Origin of the sequence: Lysobacter sp. yr284 (assembly GCF_900107375.1) — a bacterium.
Classification (GTDB): Bacteria; Pseudomonadota; Gammaproteobacteria; order Xanthomonadales; family Xanthomonadaceae; genus Lysobacter.
Genome location: NZ_FNPT01000001.1, coordinates 736,044 through 753,825, shown reverse-complemented (window position 1 = coordinate 753,825; position 17,782 = coordinate 736,044). Strand labels below are relative to the sequence as shown.

General features: G+C 70.3%; 15 protein-coding genes. 10 read left to right on the top strand and 5 right to left on the bottom strand.

Annotated features, from left to right (window positions below; genetic code table 11):
- Positions 1–66 precede the first annotated feature (66 nt).
- From BLV01_RS03055 to BLV01_RS03020, 8 genes are all read left to right on the top strand, one after another.
- Entirely contained in the window at positions 67–969 is a 903-nt protein-coding gene (locus tag BLV01_RS03055) for a hypothetical protein (RefSeq protein WP_139178411.1), read from the top strand.
- Positions 970–1,292: 323 nt separating this feature from the next.
- The gene (gene rpsP / locus BLV01_RS03050) at positions 1,293–1,550 is read left to right on the top strand and encodes a 30S ribosomal protein S16 (RefSeq protein WP_091793916.1); all 258 of its coding nucleotides are present in this window, start codon (positions 1,293–1,295) and stop codon (positions 1,548–1,550) included.
- A 40-nt stretch (positions 1,551–1,590) separates the two neighbouring features.
- Positions 1,591–2,106 carry a ribosome maturation factor RimM gene (gene rimM, locus BLV01_RS03045; RefSeq protein ID WP_091793914.1) on the top strand — a complete coding sequence of 172 codons (516 nt, stop codon included), beginning with the start codon at positions 1,591–1,593 and terminating at the stop codon, positions 2,104–2,106.
- 58 nt (positions 2,107–2,164) lie between these two features.
- On the top strand, positions 2,165–2,407 hold the full coding sequence (locus tag BLV01_RS03040; RefSeq protein WP_091793912.1) for a hypothetical protein: 243 nt from the start codon (positions 2,165–2,167) through the stop codon (positions 2,405–2,407).
- Between the two features lie 70 nt (positions 2,408–2,477).
- On the top strand, positions 2,478–3,314 hold the full coding sequence (gene trmD / locus BLV01_RS03035; protein ID WP_091793910.1) for a tRNA (guanosine(37)-N1)-methyltransferase TrmD: 837 nt from the start codon (positions 2,478–2,480) through the stop codon (positions 3,312–3,314).
- A 111-nt stretch (positions 3,315–3,425) separates the two neighbouring features.
- Positions 3,426–3,824, top strand: a complete 399-nt coding sequence (gene rplS, locus BLV01_RS03030; RefSeq protein WP_057948153.1) for a 50S ribosomal protein L19 — start codon at positions 3,426–3,428, stop codon at positions 3,822–3,824.
- Between the two features lie 308 nt (positions 3,825–4,132).
- Positions 4,133–4,528 carry a hypothetical protein gene (locus BLV01_RS03025; RefSeq protein ID WP_091793908.1) on the top strand — a complete coding sequence of 132 codons (396 nt, stop codon included), beginning with the start codon at positions 4,133–4,135 and terminating at the stop codon, positions 4,526–4,528.
- A 152-nt stretch (positions 4,529–4,680) separates the two neighbouring features.
- Positions 4,681–5,046 (top strand): hypothetical protein, encoded by a 366-nt coding sequence (locus tag BLV01_RS03020; protein ID WP_091793906.1) that lies wholly within the window; start codon positions 4,681–4,683, stop codon positions 5,044–5,046.
- Positions 5,047–5,185: 139 nt separating this feature from the next.
- Here BLV01_RS03020 and BLV01_RS03015 read toward each other — a convergent pair whose 3' ends face one another.
- The gene (locus BLV01_RS03015) at positions 5,186–6,709 is read right to left on the bottom strand and encodes an MATE family efflux transporter (protein WP_091793904.1); all 1,524 of its coding nucleotides are present in this window, start codon (positions 6,707–6,709) and stop codon (positions 5,186–5,188) included.
- Between the two features lie 185 nt (positions 6,710–6,894).
- Here BLV01_RS03015 and BLV01_RS03010 point away from each other — a divergent pair, with 185 nt between their 5' ends.
- Positions 6,895–7,317: an RNA-binding S4 domain-containing protein gene (locus BLV01_RS03010; protein WP_254782486.1), complete on the top strand. Its 423-nt coding sequence runs from the start codon at positions 6,895–6,897 to the stop codon at positions 7,315–7,317.
- A 450-nt stretch (positions 7,318–7,767) separates the two neighbouring features.
- Here BLV01_RS03010 and BLV01_RS03005 read toward each other — a convergent pair whose 3' ends face one another.
- Complete coding sequence (locus BLV01_RS03005) at positions 7,768–8,409, bottom strand: DUF937 domain-containing protein (RefSeq protein ID WP_091793902.1); 642 nt, start codon at positions 8,407–8,409, stop codon at positions 7,768–7,770.
- Positions 8,410–9,562: 1,153 nt separating this feature from the next.
- Positions 9,563–11,746, bottom strand: coding sequence for a catalase/peroxidase HPI (gene katG / locus BLV01_RS03000; RefSeq protein ID WP_091793900.1), 2,184 nt, complete (start codon positions 11,744–11,746; stop codon positions 9,563–9,565).
- A gap of 529 nt (positions 11,747–12,275) precedes the next feature.
- Here katG and BLV01_RS02995 point away from each other — a divergent pair.
- Entirely contained in the window at positions 12,276–12,482 is a 207-nt protein-coding gene (locus tag BLV01_RS02995) for a hypothetical protein (protein WP_091793898.1), read from the top strand.
- A 116-nt stretch (positions 12,483–12,598) separates the two neighbouring features.
- Here BLV01_RS02995 and BLV01_RS02990 read toward each other — a convergent pair whose 3' ends face one another.
- Together BLV01_RS02990 and BLV01_RS02985 are read right to left on the bottom strand one after the other, a co-directional pair.
- Complete coding sequence (locus tag BLV01_RS02990; protein ID WP_091793897.1) at positions 12,599–14,062, bottom strand: catalase; 1,464 nt, start codon at positions 14,060–14,062, stop codon at positions 12,599–12,601.
- 289 nt (positions 14,063–14,351) lie between these two features.
- Positions 14,352–17,744 carry an AAA family ATPase gene (locus BLV01_RS02985; protein WP_091793895.1) on the bottom strand — a complete coding sequence of 1,131 codons (3,393 nt, stop codon included), beginning with the start codon at positions 17,742–17,744 and terminating at the stop codon, positions 14,352–14,354.
- Positions 17,745–17,782: the final 38 nt, after the last annotated feature.

Sequence of the window (17,782 nt, the reverse complement as noted above, 5' to 3'; positions counted from 1 at the left end):
ACGCCTGACCCCAGCAAGGACCGGCCGCGCATCCGCACGGCCGCAACCGATCATGGAGATCGCTCGATGACCCGACTTTCGACGATGTGCGGCGCGCTCGCGCTGGCCATCGCCGGCCTCGCCGCCGCACCCTCGGCCCTGGCCGAGACCTCGTATTCCTTCGCCAGCGAAACCGGCGACTACATCGGACAGGGCCAGTCCAGGACGTACACCGGCGCCGACGCGAACATCGCCGTCAGCGGCAATGCGCAGGCGCTGCAGATGAGCGTGAGCAGGGGCAGCGACAACTGGCGGATCGAGCTCAGCGCGCCGCGCGGCCAGCGCCTGCAGCCGGGCCGCTACTACTTCGCCGAACGCTCCGCGTTCCGCACCGGCCGCTCGCCGGGCATCGACATCGACGGCAACGGCCGCGGCTGCGGCAACGCCTGGGGCTCGGTCTACATCCAGCAGATCGAGTTCGGCGCCGACGACGCGGTGACCGCGCTGGAAGCCACCGGCCTGCAGCGCTGCGAACGCGAGAACGCGCCGCTGCTGACGGCGAAGCTGCGCTACAACGCGCCGCCGCTGTCGCTGGCGCTGGACAGCGACGCCGGCGACTACATCGGCCGCGGCCTGCGCAAGGACTACGCCGGCGACACCAGCACCTTCGCCGTGTCCGGCAACGACGGCTACCTGATCTACAGCGTCTCGGGCCAGCGCGACTCGTGGTCGGCGATCCTGCGTCCGCCGACCGGCCAGACCCTGGGCGTCGGCACCTATCCGATCAGCCGCTTCGGCGACGCCAACAGCTTCGGCTTCGACTTCGCCGGCAACGGCCGCGGCTGCAACCGGGTCGCCGGTTCGATCGCGATCAAGGCGGTCGAAGTGGACCCGCTCACGCGCCTGGTCACCGGCCTGTCGGCCGATTTCGAGCAGCGCTGCGAGGCCGGATCGACCGCCTTGCGCGGCAGCCTGCGCTACAAGCGCTGAGCCGGCCGTTCAGGTGAGGCAAGTCGCGGCCGGCGTCGGGGGCGATCCGGCCGCAGGGGCGGCGCCAGGACGGCGCCGTCCCGCCGATGGCTCGCTGGCGCGGGCCGGGGCGAGGAGGGCGGGCAGGGAGGCCCGGCGATCGCGGGCCGAAACCGGGCGCAATGCCGCCCGGGGACGGCCCGGGTCGATTCGCCGCGGGAGCGGGCGGACCGGCCGGCGGCGGCCCGGTCCAGGCCGCGGGTTTGCCTGAGGCGACCGATTGGCTATAATCGGCGGCTTACCCCGTCATTCCGACGGCTGGGCAACACAGGAAAGCAACCCTCATGGTCAAGATTCGCCTGACCCGTGGCGGCGCCAAGAAGCGTCCGTTCTACCACATCATCGTTACCGACAGCCGCAGCGCCCGCGACGGCCGCAACATCGAGCGCGTCGGTTTCTACAACCCGGTCGCCGCCGGCAACGAGAAGCGCGTCGAGCTGAACCTCGAGCGCATCAAGCACTGGGTCGGCAACGGCGCCCAGCTGACCGACAAGGTCGCCGATCTGTACAAGCAGGCCGTCAAGGCCGCTCCGGCCGCCTGAGCCGGCGGGTCGCGCGCCGAGCGCGCGGCCCTCTTCGCATATGAGCGAATCCCCGCGCCGCATCCTGTTGGGCAGGGTGCTTGGCGCGTTCGGCATTCGCGGCGAAGCCAAGCTCGAGTCCTGGACCGAGCCGCGCGCCGCGATCTTCCGCTACCAGCCCTGGATCGTGCGCGATCCGCAGGGCGGCGAGCGCGAACTGTCGGGCGTGCGCGGCCGCGAAAGCGGCAAGTACCTGATCGCCAACCTGCCGGGCGTGACCGACCGCGATGCGGTCGAGGCGCTGCGCGGCACCGAAATCTACGTCCCGCGCTCGGCCCTGCCGCCGCCGCGCGAAGGCGAGTTCTACTGGGTCGACCTGGAAGGCCTGGGCGTGGTCACCACCCAGGGCGTCGACCTGGGCAAGGTCAGCCATTTGTTCGCCACCGGCGCCAACGACGTGCTGGTGGCGCGCGACGACGAACGCGAGCGCATGATTCCGTTCGTGATTCCGCAGTACGTAGTGTCGGTGGACTTCGATGCCCGGCGGGTGACCGTCGATTGGGATCCGGAGTTCTGAGGCCGTCCGCGCGCTGGCGCCGGACGGGCCAGCGGTTTGAAGCTCTTGCGAGGTCGATATGCGCGTGGCGATGGCCGGCAACGTCTTGGCGCCTGCGAGCGCGGCGATACAGCAGCTGGGCTATGCGCTCGAGCGCCATCCCGACTGGCCCGGCTGGCTGGTCGCGCGCAAGGGCGAGGACGCGTTCCAGGCCGAAAACCCGGTGGAACTGCTCGGCCTGATCGCGATGGTGCAGTTGCGCGGCGATCGCTGGGAGGCGAACGACCGCGAACTGGCCGACTACCTGCAGCGGCTCGATTGAGCGCCGCGTCGCCGGCGTTTTTCGCAGCGTCCTTCCGCAAGCCACCTCCGCTATCGCGTCCCACGACCCCATGCGCATCGATGTGATCAGCCTGTTCCCCGAGTTCGTCGCGCAATGCGCGGCGTTCGGCGTGGTCGGCCGCGCCGGCGAGCGCGGGTTGCTGTCGATGCACGGCTGGAATCCGCGCGACTACGCCGAAGGCAACTATCGCCGGGTCGACGAGCGTCCGTTCGGCGGCGGGCCGGGCATGGTGATGTTGATCGACCCGCTGCGCGCGGCGATCCGCGCGGCGCGCGCGGCCGACCCGGCGCCGGCGCGGACGATCTACATGAGCCCGCAGGGCGCGCGGCTGGACCAGGCCAAGGCGCGCGAACTGGCCGGCCACGAGCGGCTGATCCTGCTGTGCGGGCGCTACGAAGGCGTCGACGAGCGGCTGATCCGGGCCGAGGTCGACGAGGAACTGTCGATCGGCGACTACGTGCTGTCCGGCGGCGAACTGGCCGCGGCGGTGGTGGTGGACGCGGTCGCGCGGCTGCAGGACGGCGCGCTCGGCGATGCGGAATCGGCGGTGCAGGACAGTTTCGAGGACGGGCTGCTGGACTGCCCGCACTACACCCGCCCGGTCGAGCACGAGCTGGGCGCCGTGCCGGAGGTGCTGATGTCGGGCAACCACGCCCGCATCGCCCAGTGGCGCCGGCAGCAGTCGCTGGGCCGGACCTGGCAGCGCCGCCCGGACCTGCTCGACGAGGCCGCTCTGTCCAAGACCGACCGCAAGCTGCTGGCGGCCTACCGGGCCGAGCTGGCGGCCGGGAAGGGCGCGGAAACCGGTTCCACGGCCGCTTCCGCGGCCGGTGCGGACCCGGAATCGGACGGTTCTGCGACCCGCGGCGCGGCCCGGGGCGATTGAGCCCTAGCCACGGCCGAAAAATTCCCGTTATAATTAGCCGCTTAGCTGTATCCATGCCATGACGCGGGTCCACGTGCACTCGCGCAACAACTAATCCAACAGGCCATAGCCATGAACAAGCCGTCGATCCACACGCTGGTCCAGAATTTCGAAGCCGAGCAGGTACAGCGCAAGCTGCCCGAGTTCAGCCCGGGCGACACCGTCGTCGTCAACGTCAAGGTCAAGGAAGGCAACCGCGAGCGCGTCCAGGCCTATGAAGGCGTGGTCATCGGCAAGAAGAACGCCGGCCTCAACTCGTCCTTCACCGTGCGCAAGATCTCGCACGGCTACGGCGTCGAGCGCGTGTTCCAGACCCACAGCGCCGTGATCGACTCGGTCCAGGTCAAGCGCCGCGGCAAGGTCCGCGCCGGCAAGCTGTACTACCTGCGCGGCCTGGAAGGCAAGAAGGCCCGCATCAAGGAAGATCTGGCCGCCTACGCGCGCGCCAAGAACGCGCCGGCCGCCGAGTAATTCGGTACGCCCGTGCTGCGTCGCGAACGGCCGCCGAAAGGCGGCCGTTTGCATTTGCGCAGCTGCGGCGTGCAACCGGCGGGCCGCGCTGCGTTCCGGCGCCGATGCGAGCCTTGAAGCGGCCGCCTCTGCGAAGCTCTGGCGCGCCGATGCAAGCCTTGAAGCCGCTGCCCTGCGAAAGCCGTGTCCCGCGGCTGCATCGGCGGTAACGCAATCAAGCCTCAGCATTCGCGGTGAAGCAAGCCTTGGCCGGAACGCCGCGAAGCCCGCGACCCTGCGTGCCGAGCGCCCACCAGGAGTCCGCACACATGCGCAATCGCTATCGTCTCGACGCGTTGCCGCGCGCCGGCGGCATCGATGCGCCGTCCGCCGAGGCCGCGAGCGCGATCTTCTTCGCGATGCACGACCTGCTGCGCGACGGCCGCATCGAGCGGCGGCTGGAGACGCTCGAGGCATTGGCGGCGGCGCTGCCCGACGGCCCCTGCTGCGTCGCCCATCGCCTGATCCAGAGCAAGGGCAAGGCCCGCCGGTTCGCGGGTGCGTTCGCGCTGGCGCAGCGGGCCGAACTGATCGGATTCCTGCGCGCGGCGATCGCCGGCCGGGACCTGCGCGAGCTGCTGGTCGGCCCCGCGCCGGGCGCTGCGCTGGAGTGGGTCGTCCACATCGACGAAGACGCGCAGTTCCTGCGCTACGCGCCGGCTTGATCGTCCGCGCCGGCCGCGGGCGTGGCCGCGATCGCCCTCGCGCCCGGCCGGCCGCGCCGCTGTGCGCGGGCCGCGAATCGCGCTAGATTCGCCACGCGGCCCTGCCCGCCGCATTCCCCGAACATCGCGCCGCCCCCGCGGCGGGAGCGTCCATGAATCCTGGCCTGTCCGAAGGCGACATCTGCACCTATCCGCGCAGCGACGGCACCTGGGGTTTTTTCTGGGTGCAACGCATCGATGCGTTGCCGGACGGGCGCGAGGCGCTGTCGCTGCGCAAGTTCGACACCCATACCGTCGACGAGATCCGGCGCGAGGACGAGGCCGACGTGGCCGAACTCAAGACCCTGCGCCTGCTCGGCCATTTTCCCATCGTCGGCACGCGCGTGGCCGAAGCGCAGCCGCAGGTGATCGGGCGCATGCCGGTGCGCGAGGAAGACCTGGAGGGCTACCGGATCTGGCGCGAGGCCTTCGACCAGGGCGAGGCCGGGGTGTTCACCCTGGCGCTGGAGCAGATCTAGCGGCAACGGTAGCCAGGTTTCGCTTTTGTGGGAGGGCCTTCAGGCCCGATGCTTTCCTCTCAGGCCGATGCGATCTGAAAGGAAAGCATCGGGCCTGAAGGTCTTCCCACCGAAAACAAAGGCCAGGCCGCCGTGCCTCTCAGCCGCGTTCGAGCGGGTCCTTGTCGACCGCCACCGCGTCGTCGTCGGGACTCGCATCGGCCACCGGCGCCGGCGTATGCGCCGGCACTTCCGCCGGCGTGGCGATGGTCTGGGTCGCCACCGGCGCGGCCACGCGCTCGGGCGCGGCCATCATCCTGGCGCGGCGCCAGCCGCCCCAGCGGTAGTACGCCATCGAGACCAGCATCGAGCACAGCGCGCTGACCGGGAAGCTCCACCACAGCGCGTCCAGTCCCAGCACCGGCTGCAGGAAGGTCGCGAACGGCACGCGCACGCCCCACAGCGCCGAACCCAGGATCAGCAGCGGCGGGATCACCGCGCCGGTGGCGCGGACCACGCCGGAGATCACGAAGGTCACGCCGAAGAACAGGAACGAGAACACCGCGATGTGGTTGAGGTGGCGGGCGATCTCGAACGAGGCGCTGCCGTCGGGCAGGAACAGCGCCAGGGTGTAGCGGTCGAACAGGATCAACGGCGCGATCAGCGCGCCGGTCAGCAGGAAATTGAACAAGGTGCCGGTGCGCGCGGCGGCGTCGACCCGGTCCCAGCGGCCGGCGCCGACGCTTTGCGCGGCGATCGAGGAGCATGCCGCGCCGATCGCCATCGCCGGCATCTGCACGTAGGTCCACAACTGCAGCGCGGCGCCGTAGCCGGCGGCGATGGCGGTGCCGTGGGCGTTTACCAGGCGGATCATCGCGATCATCGCCAGCGAGATCAGCACCATCTGCAGGCCCATCGGCACGCCCTTGACGATCAGCGCGCGCAGCACCGTCGGGTCGATCCTGAGCAGATGCGCGTCGCCGCGGCCGAGCCACAGCACGTGGCGCTTGCGCCGCAGGTGCAGCATCAACGCGGCCAGGCTGGCGCCCTGGGCGATGAAGGTCGACAGCGCCGAGCCGGCGATGCCCAGCGCCGGCAGCGGGCCCCAGCCGAAGATCAGCAGCGGGTTGAGCACGATGTCCAGCGCCACCGACATCAGCAGGAACCGGAACGGCGTGCGCGAGTCGCCCAGCCCGCGCAGCGCCGAGGACAGGAAGGCGAAGGCGTAGATGAAGGGGATCGAGAGGAAGATCACCCGCAGGTATTGCTCGGCCAGCGGTTGCGCGGCCGCGGGGGTGGCCATGCCGCGCAGGATCGCATCGGAGAAGAACCAGCCGATCGCCGCGATCGCCACCGACAGGCCGAGGAAGAAACTGGCGCTGGTGCCCATGATCTGCCGCGCCCGCGCGGTGTCGCGCGCGCCGGTGGCCTGGCCGATCAGGATGGTCGCGGCCATGCCGATGCCGAACATCGAGCCGATCAGGAAGAACATGATGTTGTTGGCGTTGGCCGTCGCGGTGAGCGCGGCCTCGCCGAGGTAGCGGCCGACCCAGATCGAGTTGATCGAGCCGTTGAGCGACTGCGCGGCGTTGCCGGCCATGATCGGCAGGGCGAAGGAGATCATGGTGCGGCCGATCGGGCCTTCGGTCAGCAAGTGGCTGCCGCGGGAAGCGCTGGGGGCCATGTCGGTACCGGGCGGACGGGCGAGGTCCGGCAGTATGACCCGCGCCGGGGGCGGCGCGTCGTCGGCGCCTGTGCGCGCGGCGGCGGCAGCGGCCGGAGTCCGCCCGCGCCGCGGCCGCGCGGCGACGACGGACGGCGCCGCGGCGCCGCATCGGCGCAACCTGCGCGGTGGTATCGTTCGCGCCGATGAGCAAGCAAGACGAAACGATGGCCGCGCCCGTGCAGGCGACGGTGCGCCTGGACCTGTGGCTGTGGGCCGCGCGCTTCTTCAAGACCCGCGCGCTGGCGCGGCAGGCGGTGGAGACCGGCAAGGTCGAAGTCGGCGGCCAGCGCGCCAAGGCCTCGCGCGCGGTGCGCGTGGGCGACGCGCTGAAGATCGCGCGCGGCGAGGAACACTTCGAGATCGCGGTGACCGGCCTGAGCGACACCCGCGGGCCGGCCGGCGTCGCGCAGACGCTGTACGCCGAAACCGAGGCCTCGCGCCTGGCGCGCGAACAGGCGCGCGCCTTGCGCGCGGCCGAGCGCAACGGCTACCGCGCCCCGGAGACCAAGCCGGACAAGCGCGCGCGGCGGTTGATCAAGGCGTTGGGGGATATCGACGCGTTGTAGCGGCGCCTGCGCTGGCTTGCGTGGCCGACGAAGCGGTCGCAGGCGATAGCGCGCTTGAGGTCGGGACGCGATTTGCGGTCCCGATCCCTTCGAGGATGCGTGTGCGAAGCGGGCGGTAAGGGTGCGATTTCGTCGATGCGTTCGCCGCTGCGGTCGAGATTGCGGCGCGGGCCGCCGATCCGCGGTCGCGGCTCGCGCCGCTCCTACAGGAAGATCGCGCCCTTCGACCGCCCCTGTAGGAGCGGCGCAAGCCGCGACCGCGCTATTGCAGCAGCCGGCGCGACTGAGCTCGTATCGTGCAAGTCGCCGGGGCCAAGCGAGGGAGTTTCCGGCATCGCCGCCGCGGCCCGCTTCGCCGCTGCGAAAAATCGCGGGCCTCCGACACGCGAACGGCCGCGCAAGGCGGCCGTTCGGCGAATCCCGGCGACGACGCGCTGCCGGGCAGGGGGCTCAGCGCTTGCCGCCGAGCAGGTTGCCGCCGATCTTGAGCAGGTCGCCGATGCCGAGCTGGCCGTCGCCGTCCTGGTCGAGCACCGCGCCGAGCAGGCCGCCGGCGCCGCCCTGTTGCTGGATGCGCTGGTGTTCCTGGCCGAGCGCGTCGCCGAGCTGCTGCGGGTTGGCCGCGGCCTGGTTGCCGCCGGAGAACATGCGCTGGGCGAGGTAGGACAGCACGATCGGGGCGAGGATCTTCAGCAGGGTATTGGCCTGGCCGCCGGCGAGGCCGGTGCTCTGGCCGAGCCCTTGCGCGGCGGTGTCCTCGCGCCCGCCGAAGATGTGGCCGAGGATGCCGGCACCGTCGGTCTGGCGGCCACCGCCGCCGCCGCCGAGCACCGCGCCGAGCACGCCGCCCAGGTCGAACCCGGCCGCGCTGCCGCCGGCCGCGTCGGCATGGTCGCGCTGCAGCGCGCCGAACAGCGCCTGCGCGCCCTCGGGCTGGCTGGCGTTGCGGCCCAGCGCGCCGAGCAGCAGCGGCAGCGCCTGGCCGACCGCGCTCTGGGTCTGCGACTCGGACAGGCCGAGTTGGCTGCCTATCTGCGCCAGCGGCTGGCCCTGGAGCTGGTTGAGGAGGTCGTCGGTCAGCGAGGCGCTCATCGTTAAATTCCGGTGTACGGGGAGTGCAAATGCTAGCGCTGGCTCGTTAGTGCGGAGTGATGCCGGGTGGGGCGGGATTGGGTGTGGACGCAGAGTGCGTGGCGGCGCTCGCGGGGTGTGATGCGGTGTATTGCGGGTGTGGTCGAGGTGTCGGCGGCGGATGCGATGGGTTTGCCGGGCGAGGGCATAGCTGGTGCGGCCGTTACGATCGCTGCCGCCATCGTCGTTGCCGTTGCTCTGCTGGTTTTATCTCAACCCCGAACGAGGTTCATGCTGCGCAGACCCGCAGGGCGCGCGCATGGATGCGTGCGTGCGCTGTAGGGGCAGGATGCCCCTTACGGCGCATCCCGGCGCAAGGTGCTGGCCTTAGTGGCTCGTGACTTTAGACAAGCGTTTTTCTTTGGTTACTTTCTTTTGGCGCGCTGCCAAAAGAAAGTAACTCGGCCGCTTGCGGACGAAAGCTCTTGATTGTCGCTTGTCGTCACTCGTCAACGACGGCAGTGCAGTTGCGTATCCGACTGTAGGAGCGGCGCAAGCCGCGACCGCGACAACGCAACTACGACGAAACTTTCGCAATCGCTGCGATGGCGCGGTCGCGGCTTGCGCCGCTCCTACAGGGGGCGTGCCGCGGTGGGTTCGGCCTTTATCGCAGCAGCGAGTGACGACAAGCAAAGATCCAAAGCTTCCGTCCGCAAGCGGCCGGGTCACTTTCTTTGTCCAAAGCAACAAAGAAAGTAACCAAAGAAAGTGCATTCTTTTTTCGGATCAAGAGCCACTATGGCTCACAGCGGCGCGGGGCCGCGCCATAAGGGGCATCCTGCCCCATGGCGCGCGTGCGCATCCATGCGCACGCCCTCCGGGGCCGCGGGACATGTTCTTCGCGTGGAGTTGCGTCCGAGCGAACGGCAACAGCAACGGCAACGGAAAATAGATTCCGGCTTTCGCCGGAATGACGGGTGGGGCGGCGGGGCGGTAGGGCTGCGGTGGGTTCGTCGACGCGCTCGCAGCGTGCGCCGTTCCTTGCAAGCGGCCGAGGCGGTGGGCGATCCGAAAAAAAGCCCGGCGCGAGGCCGGGCAGGAGGTCGCACAGGGTTGGGGTGTCCGCAGCCGCGCCGCGGCGCCGCGGGAAGCGGCGGCCGCGGCGGAGCGACGCTCATTTCTTCAGGTCGAACCGGTCGGCGTTCATCACCTTGTTCCAGGCGGCGACGAAGTCGCGTACGAACTTCTCGCGGGCGTCGCCGCTGGCGTACACCTCGGCGATCGCGCGCAGTTGCGAGTGCGAGCCGAACACCAGGTCGATGCGGGTGCCGGTCCACTTCGGCGCGCCGGTGGCGCGGTCGCGGCCTTCGAACGCGTCCTGGGCGTCGGAGGTCGGCGTCCACGCCGTGCCCATGTCGAGCAGGTTGACGAAGAAGTCGTTGCTCAGCGCGCCGACCTTGTCGGTGAACACGCCGTGGCGGCTGTCGCCGGCGTTGGCGCCGAGCACGCGCAGGCCGCCGACCAGCACGGTCATCTCCGGGGCGCTGAGTCCGAGCAGTTGCGCGCGATCCACCAGCAAGGCTTCGGCGGTCGGTTCATAGCGGCCTTGCTGATAGTTGCGGAAGCCGTCGGCGAGCGGTTCGAGCACGGCGAAGGAGTCGACGTCGGTCTGTTCGGCGCTGGCGTCCATGCGGCCCGGCGCGAACGGCACCTCGACCGCCACGCCGGCGTTGTTGGCGGCCTGTTCGACGCCGGCGGCGCCGCCGAGCACGATCAGGTCGGCCAGCGAGACTTTCTTGCCGCCGCCGGCGGAGGCGTTGAAGTCCGTCTGGATGCCTTCCAGCGTCGCCAGCACCTTGGCCAGTTGCGCGGGTTGGTTGACCTCCCAATCCTTCTGCGGCGCCAGCCGGATGCGCGCGCCGTTGGCGCCGCCGCGCTTGTCCGAGCCGCGGAAGGTCGAGGCCGAGGCCCAGGCGGTGGACACCAGTTCGGAAACGCTGAGGCCCGAGGCGAGAATCCTGGCCTTGAGCGCGGCGATGTCGCCGGCATCGATCAGCGCATGGTCGACGGCCGGGATCGGGTCCTGCCAGATCAGCTCCTCGGCCGGCACTTCCTTGCCGAGGTAGCGCACGCGTGGGCCCATGTCGCGGTGGGTGAGCTTGAACCAGGCGCGGGCGAAGGCGTCGGCGAACTGGTCGGGGTTTTCGAAGAAGCGGCGCGAGATCTTCTCGTAGGCCGGATCGAAGCGCAGCGACAGGTCGGTGGTGAGCATGGTCGGGGCCTGGCGCTTGTCGGGATCGTGCGCGTGCGGAATCTTGTTCGCCGCGGCGGGGTCCTTGGCGATCCACTGGTGCGCGCCGGCCGGGCTCTTGCTCAGCTCCCACTCGTAGCCGAACAGGTTGGCGAAGAACTCGTTGCTCCACTGCGTCGGCGTGCTGGTCCAGGTGACTTCCAGGCCGCTGGTGATGGCGTCGCCGGCCTTGCCGCTGTTGAAGCTGCTGGCCCAGCCCAGGCCCTGGTCGGCGAGGTCGGCGCCCTCGGGTTCGCGGCCGACGTGCGATTCGGGGCCGGCGCCGTGGGTCTTGCCGAAGCTGTGGCCGCCGGCGATCAGGGCGACGGTCTCCTCGTCGTCCATCGCCATGCGCGCGAAGGTCTCGCGGATGTCGCGCGCGGCGGCGATCGGGTCGGGATGGCCGTTGGGGCCCTGCGGGTTGACGTAGATCAGGCCCATCTGCACGGCGCCGAGCGGGTTCTCCAGCACCCGGTCGCCGGTGTAGCGCTTGTCGCCGAGCCAGGTGGTTTCCGCGCCCCAGTACACGCCTTCTTCCGGCTCCCACACGTCGGCGCGGCCGCCGGCGAAACCGAAGGTCTTGAAGCCCATCGATTCCAGCGCGACGTTGCCGGTGAGGACCAGCAGGTCGGCCCAGGAAATCCGGTTGCCGTACTTTTGCTTGATCGGCCACAGCAGGCGCCGCGCCTTGTCGAGGTTGCCGTTGTCGGGCCAGCTGTTGAGCGGGGCGAATCGCTGCTGGCCGGCGCCGGCGCCGCCGCGGCCGTCGAAGATGCGGTAGGTGCCGGCGCTATGCCAGGCCATGCGGATGAACAACGGGCCGTAATGGCCGAAGTCGGCCGGCCACCAATCCTGCGAATCGGTCATCAGCGCGTGCAGGTCTCGCTTCACCGCGTCGAGGTCGAGGCTGCGGAAGGCCGCGGCGTAGTCGAAGCCTTCGCCCATCGGGTCGGTCGCCGGCGCTTGCTGATGCAGGATCTTGAGGTTGAGCTGCTTGGGCCACCAGTCGCGGTTGGAGGTACCGCCGCCGGCAGCGTGGTTGAACGGGCATTTGTTTTCTTTCGACATGGGTGCGTGCCTTTGACGGTGGGTGCGGGCGGGTGGGCGGGGATGGAAGGTGCGGGCGCAACGCTGCGCCGGGCCGACGCGCGCGAGGTGCGCGCTCAGCGGAGCGGAGGAGGCGGGTGGGGCGAAACGGATCGGCGTGGGCGAGGCGCGCGCGCAGCGCTTGCGTTGCCGTGGGCGGCCGCGGGGGAAGGAGCGGTGGGATCGTCCGGCTGGCTCATCGCTGGCGTCGTGATCGCGGAGTGCCAAGCGACGATAGGCGGGGTCGGGCCCGAAGTGAAATTGATCCTTACGTAATATTCGATAGGGATCGACTATAGGAACGCCCGCCCGGCATCCGCTTCGCCGGCCGATCATGCGAGCCGGGCGATGGCGGCGGCGTGAGCGCGCGCGCGAATCGCGACGCACGGCGCGCATCGCGCGACTTGTTGCCGTGCAGCACGCTTTGTGCGGCCACGGCGCTGCCTACACTGCGGCCAGCGCCGGCCACGGTGGCCGGCGCCTGCGATCCAAAGTCCAAGGAGGCAAGACGATGAAGCGGATGCACATGGGATGGTTGGCCGCGGCGGCGCTGGTGTTCGGGATGGGGTTCGGCGCGTCGGCGTCGGCGTCCGATCCGGGTTGCTACAGCGCCTGCCAGGAACTGGCCAACGATTGCAGGGCCCAGGCCGGCGGCGGCAGCACCGCGCATTGCGGGCGCTTGTATCGGGAGTGTCTGGCTTCGTGCCAAGTGGAGTGAGGCAGGTGGAATGAACACCGGCGGTCGCGCGGGTTCGCCGCGAGCGCGACGCGGCGCGGTCGCGGTTTGCGCCGCTCCTACAGGGCAGGCCCCGCAGGAGCGGCGCGGCGGACGTTTCAGTCGCTCAGGCCCAACGCCTTGGCGACGCCGGCGCCGTAGGCCGGATCGGCCTTGCTGCAGTTGCCGATGTGGCGGCGCTTGATGAACTCCGGCGCATCGCCCATGGCGCGCGCGGTGTTGTCGAACAACACCTGCTGCTGGGCCGGGGTCATCAGCCGGAACAGATCGCCGGGTTGGCGGTAGTAATCGGCGTCGTCCTCGCGGAAGTTCCAGAAATCCGCGTCGCCGTTGATGCGCAGCGGCGGCTCGCGGTATTCGGGTTGTTCTTCCCACTGGCCGTAGCTGTTGGGCTGGTAGTGCAGCTCGCCGCCGTAGTTGCCGTCCACGCGCATGGCGCCGTCGCGGTGGTTGCTGTGCACCGGGCAGCGCGCGGCGTTGACCGGAATCTGGTGGTGGTTGACCCCGAGCCGGTAGCGCTGCGCGTCGGAATAGGCGAACAGGCGCGCCTGCAACATCTTGTCGGGCGAGTAGCTGATGCCCGGCACCAGGTTGTTCGGCGCGAACGCGCTCTGCTCGACGTCGGCGTAGAAATTATCGGGATTGCGGTTGAGCTCCATCTCGCCGACTTCGATCAGCGGGTAGTCCTTCTTCGGCCAGACCTTGGTCAGGTCGAAGGGATGGTAGGGCACCTTGTCGGCGTCGAGCTCGGGCATGACCTGGATGTAGACCTTCCACTTCGGGAAGTCGCCGCGCTCGATCGCCTCGAACAGGTCGCGCTGGTGGCTTTCGCGGTCGCGGCCGATCAGTTCGGAGGCCTCGGCGTCGGTCAGGTTCTTGATGCCCTGCTGGGTCTTGAGGTGGAACTTGACCCAGAAGCGCTCGTTGTCGGCGTTGATGAAGCTGTAGGTGTGCGAGCCGAACCCGTGCATGTGGCGATAGCTGGCCGGGATGCCGCGGTCGCTCATGACGATGGTGACCTGGTGCAACGCCTCGGGCAGGCTGGTCCAGAAGTCCCAGTTGTTGCGCGCGCTGCGCAGGTTGGTGCGCGGATCGCGCTTGACCGCCTTGTTGAGGTCGGGGAACTTGCGCGGATCGCGCACGAAGAACACCGGCGTGTTGTTGCCGACCAGATCCCAGTTGCCTTCCTCGGTATAGAACTTCAGCGCGAAGCCGCGGATGTCGCGTTCGGCGTCGGCCGCGCCGCGCTCGCCGGCGACGGTGGTGAAGCGGGCGAACATCGGCGTGCGCTTGCCGATGCCGTCGAAGATCTTGGCGCGGGTGTAGCGGCGGATGTCGCCGGTGACGGTGAACGCGCCGAACGCGCCGGAGCCCTTGGCGTGCATGCGACGCTCGGGAATGATCTCGCGGTTGAGGTTGGCGAGCTTCTCGATCAGCCACAGGTCCTGCATCAACAGCGGGCCGCGCGGGCCGGCGGTCATGCTGTTCTGGTTGTCGACCACCGGCGCGCCGAAGGCGGTGGTGAGCTTGCTGCGGGGCTTGGAATCGTCGGGCTGGCTCATGCTGGCTTCGTGCCTCGAGGAGCGGGAGGAGCTTCGACGATAGGCGGGTGGAGCGGGATTAGGAAATTGAATGTTTCGACTCGTTCGATAGGGCGGGGCTATTGCAGTCGCGATGGAATGCGATGTTGTGAGCGCGGTCGCAGGTTGCGTGAGGCCTGGGAAAAGAGCGTCGGGCCTGAAGGCCCTCCCACAACAGCGGTCGAGGCGTCCGGCTGCGGTTGTGGGAGGGCCTTCAGGCCCGACGCTTTCCTCCCAGCCGCGGCCTCGCTTCACCGCAGCCGCACACCAATCACTCCCCGCTCATCGCATCGAACTCGCCCGCCAGCACCCGATCCAGCCGCCCGCTGCGCCATCCACGCACGCCGTCGCGTACCAGCGGCGACGGCGACTGCCGATACCGCCGGGCGATGCGCCGCTCGCTTTCGCCGCCCGCGGACGCCGGCGCCGCCTGCGGCTGGCGCGTGCGGCCGGGCAGGTCGGGCGCGACCTGGACCAGCACCGTCAGGCGCTGGGTGCTGTCCTCGGCCTTGTCCTCGTACACGTGCAGGCCGGCTTCGGCTTCGAGCAGGTCGAACGCGCCGAAGCCGCTGACCGCGAGCCACGCGCTGCACCGCTCGCGGTCCTCGCGCAGCACCTGCACGCGCATGTTGCGGCGCTGCGCCCAGGCCTGGTACATCGCCAGCACGCGCTGCCACCACTGGCGCAGGTCCGGGTGCTGGCGCTGCTGCGCCGATTCGCTCAGGTCGATCTCCACCAGCGCGTCCTGCGGCCGGTCGCCGCGCAGCGCGTCCACCGCCAGGCCGAGCAGGAACAGCAACTGCGCCAGCGACTGCACGAAGCGGGCGTTGCCGCCGTCGCGGCCGAGCCGCTGCTGCAGGCGCAGGGCGGTGTCGAGCGCGCTTTCGATGCGGTCGCGGCGTTCGATCCGGTCGAGCGCGGCATGGCGTTCGGGCGACTCCCAGAAGCCGGCGGCGGCCATGCGCGCGTAGTCGGCCTCGCGTTCGCCGCGCCAGGGCGCGCCGAGCACGACGTCCTCCAGCGCCGCCAGCCGCGCGTCCAGGCGCGCGACCGCCTCGCTGCCGGCGGCCGGCGCGTAGACCAGGTCGCGCAGGTCGTCGGCCGCGGGCGCGGGCGCCTGGTCGGACGGTTGCGGCGCTTGCGCGGGCGGCGCCAGCGCGCCGGCGGCGGGGTTGGGATCGATGAACTCGACCTCGAGCTTGTCGCCGGCGCTGCGCACGAACAGGAACTGGTCGCCCTGCGGCGCGCGGTGCTCGACGATGCTGCGTGCCAGCGGCGCCAGCAGGTAGTGTTCGATCGCGCGCCGCAGCGGGCGCGCGCCCAGGTCCGGGGTGAAGCCGCGGTCGAGCAGGAACTCGATCGCCGAGGGTTCCCACTCGACCGCCCAATCGCGGTTGCGCAGGCCGCGCCGGGTCAGCACGCGGGCGAGTTCCTTGTGCAGGATCTCGCGCATCAGCGCGCGGTCGAGCGGGTTGAACAGCACCACCCGGTCGAGCCGGTTGATGAACTCGCGGCGGAAGGTCTCGAACAGCGCCTTCTCCACCGCGCTGCGCGAATAGCCGCCGCGCACCGAAGTGAAGCCCGGCCCGGCGCTGCGCGAAATGGTCGAGCCGACGTTGCTGGTCAGGATGATGATGCTGTGGCGGAAGTCGGCGGTGTGGCCGCTGCGGTCGCTCAGGCGGGCGTCGTCGAACACTTGCAGGAACAGGTCCCACACCTTCGGGTGCGCCTTCTCGAATTCGTCCAGCAGCACCACCGAGAACGGCTGCTCGCGGATGCGCGAAGTCAGCGAACGCACGCCGCCGGCGCCGCCTTCGTCGGCGGTCAGGCGCCAGGCCGAGTCCTCGGACTGGAACTCGCTCATGTCCAGGCGCAGCAGGCGCTCGTCGCTGCCGAACAGCAACTCGCCCAGGGCCTTGGCCAGTTCGGTCTTGCCGGTGCCGGTGGGGCCGGCGAACAGGAACACGCCGATCGGCCGGCCGTTGTCGGTGAGGCCGGCCTTGAGCATGGCGATGCGGTCGAGCAGCGCGTCCACCGCTTCGTCCTGGCCGAGCACGCGGCGCTGGAAGAACTCGCGCAGGCGTTGCAGGTCCAGGCTCTGGCGGTCGTCGATCACCTCCAGCGGCAGGCCGCTGCGCTGGGCGATGGCGGCGAGCAGGCGCTCGCCGTCGAGCGGCAGCGCCGGCGGCTCCTGCGCGCCCGCGGCCTGCAGTGCGTCGCCGAGCAGGCGCAGCAGGCGGCCGGGTTCGTGCTGTTCGGGAAAATACTGCGCGGCCATGCGCGCGGCTTCGGCCAGGGTGCGCGGGTCGGCGACGTCACGGCCGAGGCGCTCGCTTTCGATCCGCGCCCATTGCGCGGCGACCTCGGCCAGCGCGGCCGGCTCCAGCGGCGCCAGGTTCAGCAGCTCGAAGTGATGCTTGATCACCGGCCGCGCGACCAGCAACTGGGCCAACTGGCGCGGGGTGATCTCGCCGATCACGCTCAGCCGGCCGCGCTCGATCGCCGGCAGCACCAGGTCGAGCAGGCCGCGCGGGTCGCGCGCGTGCGAGCCCTTGGCGAGCAGGTCGAAGAACTCCGGCGCGCGCCACAGCGCGCGCGGGCGGTCGAGCACGGCCAGCATCTCGCGCACGCGCTCTTCCAGCTCGCCGATGTAGCTCTGGCCGGACAGGATTTCCGCCGCGCTGGCCTCGAACACCAGCCAGCCTTCGGCCTGCAGGCGCTGCGCCAGCAGGTCGATCAGCACGGTCTTGCCGACGCCGTGTTCGCCGGTCACCAGCACCGAGGCGGCGGCGTCGCCGGTCAGCAGTTCGTGCAGGCGTTCGAGCTGCTGTTCCAGCGCGGGATGGGCCACGCGCACGCCCGGCTTGGGCGCGGCGTCGACGCGGCCGAACGCGCCGAGCACGCGGGTCTCGCGGCGGCGGCCGACGGCGCGCTCGGCCTGTTCGATCAGCGGTTGCAGCATCGGCGAGTCGAAGCGCTTGAGCGTGTCGCGCAGCTGGCCGGCGGGGTTTTCCTCGAGATCGTCCAACGCCGGCGCGGCCGGCGCCGGGCCGAACTGTTCGGCCCAGTGCAGGTAATCGCGCAGGTGCTGGCGCACCGGCGCGAACTCCCACCACCACGGCTGGGCGTGGCGCAGCAGCCGCGGCAGCGCGGCGGCGTCGGCGCGGGTGCGCAGGTGTTCGATCAGGAAATGCAGCGGATAGCCGCCGAAGCTGGCGGCTTGGTCGAGCACCGGTTCGAGCGCGACGTCGGGGCGCTGCGGCAGCGCCTTGGTCACCATCGATTGCAGCACGTAGCCCGAGCCGGTGAGGTGGCGGATCAGTTCGTCGGCGCCGAACGCGGCCTGGTCGGCGAGCAGTTCGGCGCCCTGGTGGAATTCGGGCAGCGCGAGCAGGTCCTGCGGGCGCTGGATGCGTTCGTCGACCGCGTCGATGCGGCGGACTAGGGCGAACAGGCGCTCCTGCGGGGTTTCCTCGGCTTGCGGCGCTGCATCGGCATCGGCATCGGCGCCAGCGCGCGGCGCGGCGTCGTCCTGGCGGGTGTCGTCGTCGCCGCGGCCGGTCGCGTGCGCGACGACGGGCGGCGCCGCCGGCGCGGCGGGGCGATAAAGGCGGGCGAGGATCAGGCCGGCGACGATGCCGACCAGGAATAGCAGGGCTTCCACAGGCGCTCCGGTGTCCGTTCCGGGCGACAGTTTAGCGG